14 protein-coding genes are annotated in these 13,789 nt (G+C 64.2%); 9 read left to right on the top strand and 5 right to left on the bottom strand.

Going from position 1 to position 13,789, the window contains the following annotated elements; all coding sequences use genetic code 11:
• The 3 genes from SPYCA_RS16395 to SPYCA_RS16385 all read right to left on the bottom strand — a co-directional run bounded on the left by SPYCA_RS16395 (position 1) and on the right by SPYCA_RS16385 (position 3,015).
• Positions 1 to 1,170, bottom strand: a complete 1,170-nt coding sequence (locus SPYCA_RS16395; protein ID WP_120221838.1) for an efflux RND transporter periplasmic adaptor subunit — start codon at positions 1,168 to 1,170, stop codon at positions 1 to 3.
• Positions 1,171 to 1,279: 109 nt separating this feature from the next.
• Positions 1,280 to 2,464, bottom strand: coding sequence for a TolC family protein (locus SPYCA_RS16390; protein ID WP_232003377.1), 1,185 nt, complete (start codon positions 2,462 to 2,464; stop codon positions 1,280 to 1,282).
• A 188-nt stretch (positions 2,465 to 2,652) separates the two neighbouring features.
• Complete coding sequence (locus SPYCA_RS16385) at positions 2,653 to 3,015, bottom strand: hypothetical protein (protein ID WP_146625170.1); 363 nt, start codon at positions 3,013 to 3,015, stop codon at positions 2,653 to 2,655.
• Positions 3,016 to 3,453: 438 nt separating this feature from the next.
• On the opposite strand from SPYCA_RS16385, the gene SPYCA_RS16380 reads away from it, so the two are divergent.
• The 9 genes from SPYCA_RS16380 to SPYCA_RS16335 all read left to right on the top strand — a co-directional run bounded on the left by SPYCA_RS16380 (position 3,454) and on the right by SPYCA_RS16335 (position 13,185).
• Entirely contained in the window at positions 3,454 to 3,834 is a 381-nt protein-coding gene (locus SPYCA_RS16380) for a DUF3703 domain-containing protein (protein ID WP_120222402.1), read from the top strand.
• Between the two features lie 49 nt (positions 3,835 to 3,883).
• Complete coding sequence (locus SPYCA_RS16375; protein ID WP_120221835.1) at positions 3,884 to 4,222, top strand: hypothetical protein; 339 nt, start codon at positions 3,884 to 3,886, stop codon at positions 4,220 to 4,222.
• Between the two features lie 65 nt (positions 4,223 to 4,287).
• Positions 4,288 to 5,523 carry a TolC family protein gene (locus SPYCA_RS16370; RefSeq protein ID WP_003046513.1) on the top strand — a complete coding sequence of 412 codons (1,236 nt, stop codon included), beginning with the start codon at positions 4,288 to 4,290 and terminating at the stop codon, positions 5,521 to 5,523.
• Positions 5,520 to 6,782, top strand: a complete 1,263-nt coding sequence (locus SPYCA_RS16365) for an efflux RND transporter periplasmic adaptor subunit (RefSeq protein ID WP_120221834.1) — start codon at positions 5,520 to 5,522, stop codon at positions 6,780 to 6,782. Before SPYCA_RS16370 ends, SPYCA_RS16365 begins: the two co-directional genes overlap by 4 nt.
• Positions 6,783 to 6,799: 17 nt before the next feature.
• Entirely contained in the window at positions 6,800 to 9,961 is a 3,162-nt protein-coding gene (locus SPYCA_RS16360; RefSeq protein ID WP_120221833.1) for an efflux RND transporter permease subunit, read from the top strand.
• A 116-nt stretch (positions 9,962 to 10,077) separates the two neighbouring features.
• Entirely contained in the window at positions 10,078 to 10,662 is a 585-nt protein-coding gene (locus SPYCA_RS16355; RefSeq protein WP_120221832.1) for a cation transporter, read from the top strand.
• Between the two features lie 430 nt (positions 10,663 to 11,092).
• Positions 11,093 to 12,361 carry a tyrosine-type recombinase/integrase gene (locus tag SPYCA_RS16345; protein ID WP_120221831.1) on the top strand — a complete coding sequence of 423 codons (1,269 nt, stop codon included), beginning with the start codon at positions 11,093 to 11,095 and terminating at the stop codon, positions 12,359 to 12,361.
• A gap of 60 nt (positions 12,362 to 12,421) precedes the next feature.
• Complete coding sequence (locus SPYCA_RS16340) at positions 12,422 to 12,655, top strand: hypothetical protein (protein ID WP_120221830.1); 234 nt, start codon at positions 12,422 to 12,424, stop codon at positions 12,653 to 12,655.
• 5 nt (positions 12,656 to 12,660) lie between these two features.
• The gene (locus SPYCA_RS16335; RefSeq protein ID WP_197715355.1) at positions 12,661 to 13,185 is read left to right on the top strand and encodes a helix-turn-helix transcriptional regulator; all 525 of its coding nucleotides are present in this window, start codon (positions 12,661 to 12,663) and stop codon (positions 13,183 to 13,185) included.
• Positions 13,186 to 13,220: 35 nt separating this feature from the next.
• Here the strand turns inward: SPYCA_RS16335 and SPYCA_RS16330 are convergent, their stop codons facing one another.
• Positions 13,221 to 13,439 carry a hypothetical protein gene (locus SPYCA_RS16330; protein ID WP_146625169.1) on the bottom strand — a complete coding sequence of 73 codons (219 nt, stop codon included), beginning with the start codon at positions 13,437 to 13,439 and terminating at the stop codon, positions 13,221 to 13,223.
• A 23-nt stretch (positions 13,440 to 13,462) separates the two neighbouring features.
• Positions 13,463 to 13,777 carry a DUF6527 family protein gene (locus SPYCA_RS16325; protein ID WP_197715354.1) on the bottom strand — a complete coding sequence of 105 codons (315 nt, stop codon included), beginning with the start codon at positions 13,775 to 13,777 and terminating at the stop codon, positions 13,463 to 13,465.
• Positions 13,778 to 13,789 lie beyond the last annotated feature (12 nt).

Below are 13,789 nucleotides of genomic sequence, written 5' to 3'. Positions count from 1 at the left end.
TTATTCCTCCTCGCCCGCGCCCTTGCCGAGTTCGGCCTTGAGCAGGAATGCGTTCTTGGTCGCGACGATCTGGCCCGGCTTTAGCCCGGAGAGGATTTCAACGCGGCCGGCGCTACGCTGCCCGACAGTGACCTGCTGCGCGCGGAAGCCATCCTTGGTGCGCACGAACACCACGTCGCGGCCTTCGAGCGTCTGGAGGGCTTCGTCGGCGATCACGATTCGGGCGGGGCCACCGGCTTCGGCGCCGCGGCTCGGAAGCAGACGTACCCGAACCGCAAGGCCCGGCTGCAACGCGCCAGGCACGTCGAGCACGGCGGTTGCCGAGCGCGTGTCGCCGGACAGGCCGGGGGTCACAGCCCGCACGCGGGCATCGATCGTCCGGCCGTCGGGAAGTTCGATGATCGCACGATCTCCGAGCGAGAGCCGCTGTGCATCGGCCGGACCAACCGCGGCCTCGATCTGCACCTTGCTGGGATCGGCAACGCGGAACAGTTCGGTTTCGGGCTGGACAAAGGCCCCAAGGCTGGCGTTCTCGGCCGTAATCCGCCCCGAGATCGGACTTGCCACAATGACACTGCTGCCATCGCGCGTGACCTGCGCCGCGCTCGCGGCGGCGCGGGCGCGCTGCGCTTCCGCCGCGGCAGCCGCGGCTTCGGCTTGCGCCTGCTCATAGTCGACGCGCGCCGACACCTTCTGGTCGAAAAGGGTCTTCTCGCGGTGGAGATTTTTCTGCGCGAGCGTCGAGCGTGCATCGGCGGCAATCCGTTCGGCCGCAATCTGGGCGGCGTCGCGGCTTTGCACGATCGCGATCGTCTCACCGGCGCTGACCGGATCGCCGAGCCGCTTGAAAAGACGGGTGACCGCGCCGCCAGCGCGGGCGGTGACGATCGCCTCGCCGCTCGGCGAAGCGGTAACGGTCGCTTGCGAGATGATTTCCGAACCGAGTCCGCCGGCGCCGATCGTCTCGACGCCGATTTCGGCGGCTTTGATCGCTTCGGGCGTGATGGCGAGGCTGCTCGGAAGGGCTTCGCTCGCCGCTTCCTCTTCGCCTTCGGCAGCCGGCGCGGCGGCCGGGTCGGCGGTGCAGCGTGCAACGCCGAAGCCCGTGACGGCCGCGAGTATCATGGCGCCCGCGACAGTGCCGAGGAGACGCTTGTCCTTGGTGATCATATTCTATCTCCGCTGTTGATGCGGTTCGCGCGCCGACCGGCGGCGCACCCCTGTTGACTTGGAAGGACGATGGCGAAGGCGCCTCCGTCCACTGGAAGGCTCGGCGCGCTCATGGCTGGTGATCCGCATCGCCGTCGGCGGCTGCCTGGCGCGAGAGGATGGCGCGGGCTTCGGCCCGGGCCTGGCGCGCCGCGATCAGCTCGGCCTGAGTCGCCGCATAGGCCTGCTGCGCGTCGATATATTCGACGAGCGAGGACTTGCCGGCGCGGTAGCTGAGTTCGGCGAGCCGGACACCTTCGCGCGCCTGCTCGATGCCGCTGCCCTCAAGCGCCGCGAGGCGGGCCTCTGCGGCTTCAAGTTCGGCCTGCGCATTGGCGATCTCCGCCTGAGCGTTGACCACTGCATTCTCGCGCCGCGCAATGGCGGCGCCGACATCGGACTTGGCCGCCGAGATGTTGCCGCGGTTGCGGTCGAAGACGGGGAGCGGCACGGAGACGTTGGCGATCAATGCACGATCGCCGGTGTCGCGAAGCTGACGCACCCCGAAGCCGACCGACGGGTCGAGCCGGCCATCGGCGCGCTGCCCCTGGAGCCGCGCCTCAGCAATCAGCTTCTCGGTTTCTGCCAAGCGAACGTCGAGCGTCGCGAGCGAGTCCACCGTCTCCGGTGCCACCCACATATCGCCTTCCATCAACTCGGCAGGCGGGACGGAGCTTCCGAGGAGCGCCGCGAGCGAACGCCGTGCGGTTCTTTCTTCGACCTCGGCCGTGCGTAGCTCGGCGGTGGCCTGAACGAGAGCCGCATTGGCGCGGAACGCGCGGAGCGGCGGCTCGTTGCCGGTATCGACCATGGCCTGTGCCACGCGGACGAGTTCACGGGCACGCGCTTCATTTTCGCGTGCGAGCGCGAGGCTATCGCGCGCCGCGAGAGCGGTCGCGAACTGGTTGCGGACATCGAGCGCAAGATCTGCGCGCGCAATCTCCAACCTGTACTTCGCAGCCAGAAACTCGGCGTCGGCGAGCGTCATGCGCGCCCGACGCCGGCCCCCGATATCGAGACGCTGGTTTACCGACACAGTCGTTTCGAGACCGTTTAGGCCCGAATAGGGGCCGGTGCCCGCGAAATTCTCGACATCGACATTGAGCGTCGGATTGTAGCGATAGCCCGCCTGACGCTGGCGACCGCGAGCGGCCTCCACTTCGGCTTCGGCAGCAACCACGCGCGGCGAGCGCGCGTCGGCTTCCTCCATCGCTTGCGCGAGGGACAATCGAGCGGGAAGCGGGCCGGTACGCACGGCCTCGCCTGCGGAAGAAGGCGGTCCCACCAACTCCGTCGCTGCCGTCTGGGCAGCGGCGGGCGCGGAATTTGCGCCTGCAACGAGCGCCACGAGACTCGCGGCGACAACTATGGATTTCATGAAAAAGATACTCCTGACGTTTCCAGGGAGAAGCGCACGCGAAGGGCGCGCGCAGACCTAGAGCGTCAGGCGATTGGAGGGCGGAACGTGCCGATATAGGCGACGGGCGGCAAGGCTGCCGTCAGGATGCGCGTGTGCGCTTCAGGGACAGGTGTTTCGGTCGCTGCCGACAGCGTTTCCGCCGGGACGCCCGAATGGTGACCATGGCAACCATGAGCGGCGGCGGGCACCTGCTGCTTTTCGCCGGGAGAGGATTTTTTCTTGTCGACTTCGGCGCTTTCGATCGCCGGTGCGGAAACGCAGCCGGCTTCGATCGCCGCGACAAAAAGGCTCGCCTCGGCCCGATCCTCGGTCGCATGTGCGAGCGACCCCGCAACCGTTCCGGATGCAAGGAGAAGAGTCAGGAGGAAGAGGATCACCCGTCGCATTGAGACCGGCCCCTAGCATCGAAACGGCGCGGTGAAAAGTAGAAGATTTTCAATCAACTTCGGCGGCACTCTTCGATGCCTCGAACCGTCTCCGTAATATTATCTCATGGAGGCAACGGAGAAGTGCATCTTGCCCCGCTATAGTTGCAGGACGGTCTAAGTAAACAGGATATCCGCCGAACAATCGCGCGTTAGGCACAATAATTCTACGAATGTCTTTTGCTGTTATTTCTATCGCTCCGCTATTGGCTCCCGCCTCCTTTGTTCGTGACGACATTCGAGCGATATGCTTCCCGTCAGACAAGGGCGTAAATCGGAAGCCGAGCGGCACAGCGTCCTGCCGGAACATCAGGGCTTGACCCTGTATCTACTGCAGGGTGCAAAAGCCTGCGGTGGACAAAAAAGGGGAAGAGCATGGTGCCGCCGATAGCAAAACCCGTGAGCAAGGCCGTCATCGAGCCGCTGCTGCGCGATCAATATCGCCTATTTTGCGAATCACGCCGGATCGGAGATGAAGCCGCTGCGTGGCAGGCGCTCGAATGGGAACATATATTGAGCCAGCCCTTTATGGGCGCGCATCTCGCCTCCCACTGGCACATGTTTCGCTACGCGATAGAGCTCGGCGATGCCCGCGAGGCTGCCGGCCAGGCGATGCGGTTCCTGCTCGTTCCGCTCGGTTCGCTGACCGGCCGTCTCCCAGCAGGGAATATTGGCCGCGCGCGGGTGAGCGCCTTCGAGCCGATGCCGATGCCGAAAGCTTTGGAAGCGCTGATCGAGACGGCCCGGTCGAGGGAGGGAGGCGCTGCGCGAACCGATTGATCCGGTTTTGGACTTCCGGAACCGGTCATTCGCTGTTAGGGGCGCGACCATGTCCGGCGCTCCCCTTCGCCTGTTGCTTGTGTTCATCCTGCTGCTCAGCGGGCTCCACAATGCTGCGCCGGCGATGGCGGGCATGACGCATCACGCGACGGATTCGCATCTGTCCCACCATGTCGAGCCGGGCCATGCGTCGGATAGGAACACGCAAGAAGGTCAGCAGGACGCCGACCTCCACGGCAGTCACCATAATTGCCCGGTCGCATCCGATCAGGCCCTTTCGGGTCATGACGATCTGTCCTGTTTTTCCGGCGGCCTGCACTTTGCGCTGCCCGCGACGCGCCTCGCTTCGCGCGCGCTCGCACCGCCCCTGAACCCGCCCCTCGCCTGAACGAAGCCTGCCGCGCGGCCCCTTTTCGGCCTGCGCTCAGTCGAACCGTTCAGGAGTGATCATTCATGCATATCCATATGCGCGCCGCCCTGTTGGCTGGGGCTGCGCTGCTGGCGGGGTCCGTTTGGGCCCAGCCGCTAACGCTCGACCAAGCGGTCGAGCGGGCCATCGCTGCATCGCCCGAGCTTAGAGCGGGCGAAGCGGGGGTCGACGCTGCGCGCGCCGACCAGCTGCAAGCCCGCGTCCGCCCCAATCCGACCGTGTCGGTCGACATGGACAATGGCGTCGGGACGGGCGGCTATGGCCTGTTCCGGCAATCGGAACTCACCGTCACCTATTCGCAGCCGCTTGAACGCGGGGGCAAGCGCGAGGCGCGGATGGCTCTTGCCGAGCGCGGTGTCGTACTCGCCGAGGCGCAGTGGCGGCTCGTCCGGCTCGACATCGCCCAGGAAGTGCAGCGCGCCTATATCGACGTCCAGATCGCCGAGCAGATGGTCTGGATCGCAGAGGATCGCGTCAAACTTGAAAAGGAGATGCGGACCGAGGCCATACGCCGCGTGCGCGGCTACAAGGATCCGCTGTTCGTGGAGACGCGCGCTGATGCCCGCATTCTCGAAGCCGAACTGGCCCTTAAGGAAGCCCAGGCGAAGAGGCAATCCGCACGCGCATTGCTCACCTCCTTCTGGGGCGGCACGCCTGATAGCCTCGTTATCGCCGAGGGGATCGAGAAACCCGATCCGCGCGATCCGCCGCTGGCCGAAGCCGACGCGGCGGTCTTCGACGCCGCGGTCGACCGGGCCCGGGCGCAGGTTGTCGTCGAGCAGAGCCGTGCGCACCAGGACTATACGGTCTCGGGCGGAACGCGCTTTCTTCGCGAAACCAACGATGTCGCCGTTCTTGGCGGCATCTCGATCCCGCTCGGACGGTTCGATCGCAACCAGGGCAATATCGCCCGGGCGCAGGCCGAACGACGGCAGCTCGAATTCCAGTCCGAAGCGAGCCGCCTCGAACGGCTGCGGCGCCTCGCGTCGCTGCGCGCCGATGCCGACGCCGCACGGGTGCGGGCCGAGGGCATCATGAACGACGTCTATCCCAAGGCGGTGAAGACGCTCGGTCAGGTGCGCGAAGGCTATGCCCGCGGCGGCTTTCTGTTCGCCGATGTGCAGGATGCCGCCGACGTCATCATCCAGATCCAGGGTCAGTGGGCCGAAGCCATGACGCGCTACCGCGATTTGCTCGCGGAAATCGATCGCCTGACCGGCCGCTTCGATGCGGCTCCCCTTGCGGAGAATATTCCATGAAGAAGTTTCCTTTTCCCGCCGCGGCTGCGGCGCTTTTCCTTGCCGTGCCTCTCGCCGCCTGCGGCGGCGGAGCCGAGAGCGAAGACAAGCATGAAGAAGGCGAAAGCCACGCCGAGGGCGAAGGCGAGGAAGATGCCAAAGGCCCGAACGGCGGCAAATTGCTCAAGAACGGCGATTTCGCTGTCGAGGTCACGATCTTCGAGAATGGCACCGAGCCGCAATTTCGCGTTTTCGCAACGCGGGACGGCAAGCCGGTGGACCCCAAGGATGTCCAGCTCGCCATCACGCTCACGCGGCTTGGCGGCGATGTCGATCGCTTCACCTTCCGCCCGCAGGGCAAATTCCTCGCAGGCCATGGCGTCGTCACTGAACCGCACAGCTTCGATGTCGAGGTTGTCGCGGTGACGGGCGGCAAGCGCTACGTCTGGAAATATGCGAACCCCGAAGGGCGCACGCGGATCGCGGCCGACGCCGCGAAGGCCGGCGGCATCGAAACCGCGGTCGTCGGACCGGCGACCGTCGGCGAGATGCGCGAACTCTACGGCACCGTCCAACTGTCGCCGACCGCCCGCTCCGAAATTCGCGGCCAGTTCCCCGGTCGCGTCGTCTCGGTGACCAAGGCGGTGGGCGATAGCGTCCGCCGCGGAGAGCTTCTCGCGCGCATCGAGTCGAGCGAGAGCCTCCAGGTCTATCCGGTCTATGCGACGGTCGGCGGCGTGATCGCTGAGCGCAACGCTAACCCCGGTGACGTCACCGACGGGCGCGCGCTCTATGTGGTCACCGACCCGGCGCAGACCACGGTCGTCTTCAACATCTTCCCCCGCGACCTCGCGATTATCCGTCCAGGGATGCGGGTGACCGTGGAGACGCAAGACGGCGCCGAAATCGCGACCGCGCCGCTCGGGCAGTTCCTGCCCGACGGCAATGTAGAGGCGGGCACCGCTCTCATCCGCGCGACGATCCCCAACCGTTCGGGAACGCTCCGCCCCGGCATGGCCTTGCGCGGCCGCGTGATGGTCAACCCCGTCACCGTGCCGCTCGCCGTGCGCACCGAGGCGATCCAGCCCTTCCGCGACTTCAAGGTGGTTTTTGCCAATTTCGGGCAGGACTATGAGGTCCGGATGCTGAAGCTCGGCCGTTCGTCGCCCGAATGGACCGAGGTCTTGTCGGGCATCAAGCCCGGCACCGCCTATGTCACCAAGGGCAGTTTCCTCGTTCGCGCCGACATCGAAAAGTCCGGCGCGGGCCACGACCATTGATCGGGGAGCAGGATAACATGCTAGCCAGAACCATAGGCTTTTCGATCCGGCAACGATGGCTCGTCCTCGCGGTCGTCGCGCTCCTGTGCGCGATCGGCGCGTGGAGCGCGACCAAATTGCCCATCGACGCCGTTCCCGACATCACCAACGTCCAGGTCCAGATCAACACAAAAGCGGAAGGCTATTCGCCGCTCGAATCCGAGCAGCGCATCACCTATCCGATCGAGACCGCGATCGCGGGCATCCCGAACCTCAACTATACCAGATCGATCTCGCGCTACGGGCTCAGCCAGGTCACCGTCGTTTTCGAGGACGGGACCGACATCTATTTCGCGCGCCAGCAGGTCAACGAGCGGCTCCAGGCCGCGCGCGGCCAGCTTCCACCCGGAATGGAGCCCGAAATGGGGCCGATTTCTACCGGCCTCGGCGAGATCTTCATGTTCTCGATCGAAGCCGAACCGGGCGCACGAAAGCCCGATGGCACGCCCTACACGGCGGAAGACCTCCGAACGATGTCCGACTGGGTCATCCGGCCGCAGATGCGGACGATTCCGGGGGTCGCCGAGATCAACACGATCGGCGGCTATGCCCGCCAATATCATGTGACCCCCAATCCGGCTTCGCTTGCATCGCTCAATCTCTCGCTCAACGATGTCGTCACCGCGCTCGAGGCCAATAATGCCAATCGCGGCGCCGGCTATGTCGAGCGCAGCGGCGAACAGATATTGATCCGCGTTCCGGGTCAGGCCAATAATGAGCGCGATCTGTCGCAGATCATCGTCACCACCCGCGGCGGCGTTCCGATCCGGATCGCCGACGTCGCCGATGTCGCGATCGGATCGGGCCTTCGCACGGGCGCCGCGACCGAGAATGGCAAGGAGGTCGTCCTTGCAACGGTCTCGATGCTGATCGGCGAAAATCCGCGCGTGGTGGCACAGGCCTCGGCCGAACGGCTCGTCGAAGCCTCGCGTGCCTTGCCGAAGGGCGTGGTTGCGAAGCCGCTCTATGATCGCACCGCACTCGTCGAACGGACCATTTCGACGGTGCAGAAGAATCTCGCCGAGGGCGCGCTGCTCGTCATCGTGATCCTCTTCCTGCTGCTCGGCAATTTCCGTGCGGCGCTGATAACGGCGGCGGTCATTCCCGTTGCCATGCTGATGACGCTGACGGGCATGCTCCAGACGCGGACATCGGCGAACCTCATGAGTCTCGGCGCGCTCGACTTCGGCCTCATCGTCGACGGGGCCGTCATCATCGTCGAAAATTGTCTCCGCAGGCTTGGCGAGGCCCAGCACAGGCTCGGACGCCTGCTCGATCGCGACGAACGCTTCGGCCTCGTTGCCTCGGCGAGCGCCGAGGTGATCAAGCCGAGCATCTTCGGCATTATCATCATCACCGCGGTCTATCTGCCGATCTTCGCGCTCGAAGGCGTCGAAGGAAAGACCTTCCATCCGATGGCGATCACGGTCGTCCTCGCGCTAACCGCCGCTTTGCTCCTGTCGCTCACCCTGGTTCCGGCCGCGGTGGCGCTCTTCGTTACCGGCAAGGTCGAGGAGAAGGAGAATTGGCTGATGCGCGGTCTCGGCAAGGGCTATCGTCCGATGCTCGACCGAGTCCTGAATTGGCCAAAGGCGGCGCTTTCGGGCGCGCTGCTGCTCGTCGCACTCAGCGGCGTGGCAGCGACGAGTCTTGGGTCCGAGTTCATTCCGGACCTCGACGAAGGCGATATCGCGATGCACGCGATGCGCATTCCGGGAACGAGCCTCACCCAGTCGATCGCGATGCAGGAGGCGCTGGAGAAGAGAATCAGGCAGTTCCCCGAAGTCGAGCGGGTGTTCGCGAAGATCGGTACGCCCGAGGTCGCGACCGATCCGATGCCGCCGTCGGTCGCCGACAATTTCATCATGCTCAAGGACCGGAAGGAGTGGCCCGACCCCAGAAAGCCGCGCGACCAGCTCGTCGCCGAGCTTAACAAGGCGGTGAACGAAGTGCCGGGGAATAATTATGAGTTCACCCAACCGGTGAAGATGCGGATGAATGAGCTGATCGCCGGCGTTCGCGCCGACGTTGCGATCAAGCTGTTCGGCGACGATCTCGATCAACTGCTCGAAACCGGGCAGGCGATCGAGGAAGTCGCCGGCGGAGTCGCGGGCGCGCAGGACGTGAAACTCGAACAGGTCACCGGCCTGCCAATGCTCTCGGTCACGCCCGATCGCGACAAGCTTGCGCGCTATGGCGTGAGCATGGAGACGGTCCAGGATGCGGTTTCGACCGCGACCGGGGGCCGGCAGGCGGGCGAGCTCTTCGAGGGCGACCGGCGTTTCGATGTCGTCGTCCGGCTTCCCGAAGCCATTCGCACCGACCTCGCGTCGCTCGGCAACCTCCCCGTCGCGCTTCCTGCCGGCGGCTTCGTGCCGCTTTCGGAATTGGCAGACATTTCGCTTGCAGCCGGGCCGAACCAGATCAGCCGCGAAAATGGCAAGCGCCGCGCGGTGATCACGGCGAATGTCCGGGGCCGCGATCTTGGCTCGTTTATCGACGAACTGACCCGGAAGGTGGAAGCCGATGTCGTGCTGCCCGACGGCTACTATGTCGATTATGGCGGGACGTTCGAGCAGCTTCAGTCGGCGACCGAGCGCCTCCAGATCGTGGTGCCGCTCGTTCTGCTGCTGATCTTCGGCTTGCTGTTCATGCTGTTCGGGTCGGTTCGCGATGCGGCGATCGTCTTCTCGGGCGTGCCGCTGGCGCTGACGGGCGGCGTCGCGGCGCTGGCGCTTCGCGACATTCCGCTCTCGATCTCGGCGGGCGTCGGGTTCATCGCACTCTCCGGGGTCGCGGTGCTCAACGGCGTGGTGATGCTGTCCTTCATCAATGATTTGCGCGAACGCGGAAAAGCGCTCGTCGATGCGATCCGCGAAGGCGCACTTACCCGCCTCAGGCCGGTGATGATGACCGCGCTCGTCGCGTCGCTCGGGTTCGTACCGATGGCGCTCAATGTCGGGGCGGGATCCGAGGTGCAGCGGCCGCTGGCGACCGTCGTCATCGGCGGGATCATCTCCTCGACGATCCTGACGCTACTGGTGCTGCCTGCGCTTTACCTCCTGGTCCATCGACGGACCGCGAAGATCGAAGAGGAAGAGTTGGCGCGCCCGAGCGGCGTGCCCAGCCCCGCGGGCTGAGACCCTCCCGGATGGCCGCCATTCCCCCCTGTCGGCGGCAACCGGGAATGCGACTGGGGCGGAACCCAAGAGGGTTCCGCCTCCTTTTAGGGATGGTGAGGATTGAGGAGCTTGCAATGAAAGAAAAAGCATCCGGGAGCGATCGCGAGAAGCGAACGCTCCAGATCGTTCTCGTCCTGAACGCGGCGATTGCGATCGCCTTCCTTGTAACCGGCGCGCTCGGCGATTCGAGCGCGCTCATCGCCAACGGGCTCGACAATCTGTCCGACGCCGCGGTTTATGCCTTGAGCCTCGTTGCGCTCAGCCACGGCCTGCAATGGAAAACCCGTGCAGCCACGGCATCGGGCGTCATGCTGCTGATCTTTGCGGCCGGCGTCCTGTTCGACGTCGGACGCCGCTATTTCGAAGGCAGCGAGCCGATCGGCCCGACGATGATGATCATGTCCGCCGTCGCTGCGGTCGTAAACTATGCCTGCCTGAAGCTCTTACAGCGCATTGAGGATCCGGACGTCAATCTGCGCGCCGCGACCACGTTCAGCTTCAACGACTTCATCTCGAACGGCGGCATCCTGATCGCGGGTGTCCTCGTGTGGTGGCTCGGCACGAACTTGCCGGACCTCCTGGTGGGATTCGCGACCGCGCTGATCGCGATCAAGGGCGGGATCGAAATCCTTCGCGACGCCCGGCAAGAGGCCAAATAGCAGCGAGCCTAGAAGCTTTCAGGCGCATCGGATCGGCGGAAGAATGTTCGGACCTCTGCGAACAACGCCGCCGATCCCGCCCTAGAGGCGCCCGACAGCTCGCTCCCATCATATTACGTCCTTATTACGCGAGGCAAAATTCGGGCCGCGTAACGACGCATATTACGCCGCCGTTCGGAGTAAGTGCCTGAAATTGTTAGTAAAACTGGAGCGGGCGAAGGGATTCGAACCCTCGACCCCAACCTTGGCAAAGTTCTCCGAGCATCTTTCCGGGTGTACGCCATCGTATCCGAACATGCTCCAAAGCCATATAAATCAATACTTTTCTTGACTTGGAGCCTACGCTGACTCATCCTTCTGCTACCGTTAGTTCGCCATTTGGTGGACGCCCGGTGGACACCAGAAGCAGTGAACCAGGGTCAAGTGAGCCATGCCCAAAACCTCTGAAACCGTCCTGACCAAAGGAGTGGTCGATAGCTGCAACGCTGCCGACAGGCGCTATGATGTCTGGGACAGCAAATTGCCTGGCTTTGGTCTACGTGTCGGGACGTCGGGTGCCAAGACATACGTTGTTCGGTATCGGGCAAACGGTGGTGGGCGATCTGCACCCAGGCGTTATGTGACTGTCGGCCGCCATGGAACGCTGACCGTCGAGCAGGCCCGAAAGAAGGCACAGCAGATCCTCGCCGAAGCAATGGTGGGCGAAGACCCCGCCATGCAGCGCAATGCGAGGCGTGAAGAGCTCAAGATGGCCGCGCTGATCGATCTCTACGAGAAGGAAGGCTGCTTCATCCAGCGCGGCAAGCGCCAGGGCGAGCCGATGAAGGACCGGACGAAAACGTACACCATCGCGCGGCTTCGCCACCATGTCGTTCCCCTTCTCGGCACCAAGCGCGTGTCTGAAGTCAATGTGTCCGAGATCGAGCGCTTCTTCCGCGACGTCGCCACTGGCAAGTCTGCGAGCGACACCAAGATCGGCCATCGCAAGCGGATCGTCGTCCGGGGCGGTGACGGGGCCGCTCGAAAAGTGTTCCGCGATCTCTCAGCGGTTTTCAGTTTTGCCGTTCGGCGCCAAATCGTCGAGACCAACCCTTGCGAGAAGGCGGTGGTGCGCAAGACCGACAATCGCCGCGAGCGCTTCCTGTCGATCGACGAGATCAAGCGGCTGGGCACGGCGCTGGACGAACTCGAGGCGGAAGGGATGAACCTCAAGGCGCTCCAGATCACCCGCCTCTGGGTGCTGACGGGCTGCCGCCGCCAGGAGATCGCCGAACTCAAATGGAACGAGATCGATTTCGAGCGTGGCCTGCTCGTACTGGCCGACAGCAAGACCGGTCGGTCGGTACGTCCCTTGGCCGCTGCCGCGGTCAAGCTGCTGCAGACAATCGAGCGCGATGAGGACTCAGACTTCGTCTTCCCCGCCGACAGCGGCGAGAGCTTCTTTCAGGGCACCAAGAAGGTGTGGCCGAAAATCATCGCCAAGGCTGGATTGGAAGGCGTGACGCCACACACGCTGCGCCACACCGTGGGTGCCATCGCCACCTCCAGCGGTGAGGCTCTGGCCCTCACCGGCGCCATCCTCGGCCATGCTAACATGCGCTCGACGATGATCTACGCGCATGTCGAGATGGATCCCTCAAAACTCGCGGCTGATCGGGTTGGCGCGCAACTGGCGGCGGCGCTGGGGACAGGCGTGTAGCTGCAAAACAGCTATGGTGTTGACAAATGTCAACGGATAAGCGATAAGGAGTTCAGTCGAATGGCAAGGCCACGCCATCCGAACAAGGAGATTGAGGAAGCTGTCGCCCATGCCGAAGCGCTGGGCTGGCGGGTGGTTCCGATCAGCGGCCATGCCTGGGGACGGCTTTACTGCCCCTGGGCTGACCGCGACGGTTGCATGGTCTCGGTGTGGAGCACCCCGCGCAATGCGGAGAACCACGCCAAGGCGATCCGGCGTGACGTGGCGCGGTGCCCCCATCCGGGCACGGAGTGATTGAGATGAAGACGCACGAGTTCACGATTGTCGCCTCCGGTCTCGATCCCGAGATGGAAGGCTATGAGGACCGCTTTTTTGAGGCGGGCTGCGACGATGCCACCCTCTCTTTCCAGAAGGGCGTGATCATCGCCGAGTTCGCCCGTGAAGCCGTGTCCTTCTCCAAGGCGGTTGCATCGGCATATGAGGACATCCTCAAGACCGGTGCCAAGGTCGAACGCGTCGAGCCTGACTATCTGGTGAGCCTAAGTGACATTGCCGAACGCTCTGGCCTCACTCGCCAGGCGATCTCGCTCTACACGAAGGCGGAACGCGGCTCCGGCTTCCCCAATCCGGTTGCCCGGGTCACCTCGAACAGCCCGCTATGGGACTGGCTCGAAGTGACCGAGTGGCTCCACGCCCAGTCGAGGATCGACCGTGAGGCCGTGGTCGAAGCGCGGATCGTCAAGGAAGCCAACCGCTTCCTCGAGCTGCACGATGGGCAGCCGGACAATTTCATGCGGCGGCTGGAGATGCTCGAACCCGCCTAGCCGCGGGAAGCTAGCGGCGCATGGGGGCCGGTTTCCTAGCGCGGCACATAGACCGCATCGGAAACGTGATAGACCAGAACCGCTTCCAAGGCGAAGCCGCTCGCCCGGCGCAGATTGGACGGATGGACGAGGTGCTCGTGCCCGTTGAGCGACAGATAGGTCGAGCCACGCTTCCAGAATACCCGGATGACGACGGGTTCACCATTCCCGTCAATCGCGTGGACTTCACCCCGAGGGCCACTCTTAGCGGGCATGATCGAATCCTTGAACGTGGCTGTCAGCACCAAACAACGCGGCCGTTGCGCAGCAGAAAGTGCGCCTGGCAGCCATCCTTGCGCCAAACCGACGGATGCAGAGTTGGTGCGGTTGAGGTGAGACTGAGCGACCAGACGGGCTCGCTGTCAGGCAACAGATTCATTTCCAGTAAGGTGCCGCACCCGCACGGACACCGCATGGCAGCGATCCAGTAGCGGCAATCTTCGCCGACCAGGTAGAGCTTGCCGGGAATGGCATCGTCAGGCAGATCTTCGTCTTCGATGACGCGGTAACGCCCCCACCGGGAATAATACTTGTCCTGCAGCCAGAGGCTCACCAGCCTCGGTAT

Origin of the sequence: Sphingopyxis sp. FD7 (assembly GCF_003609835.1) — a bacterium.
GTDB lineage: Bacteria > Pseudomonadota > Alphaproteobacteria > Sphingomonadales > Sphingomonadaceae > Sphingopyxis.
Note: the sequence above shows the minus strand (reverse complement) of the source record. Positions and strands in the feature narration are given on the sequence as shown.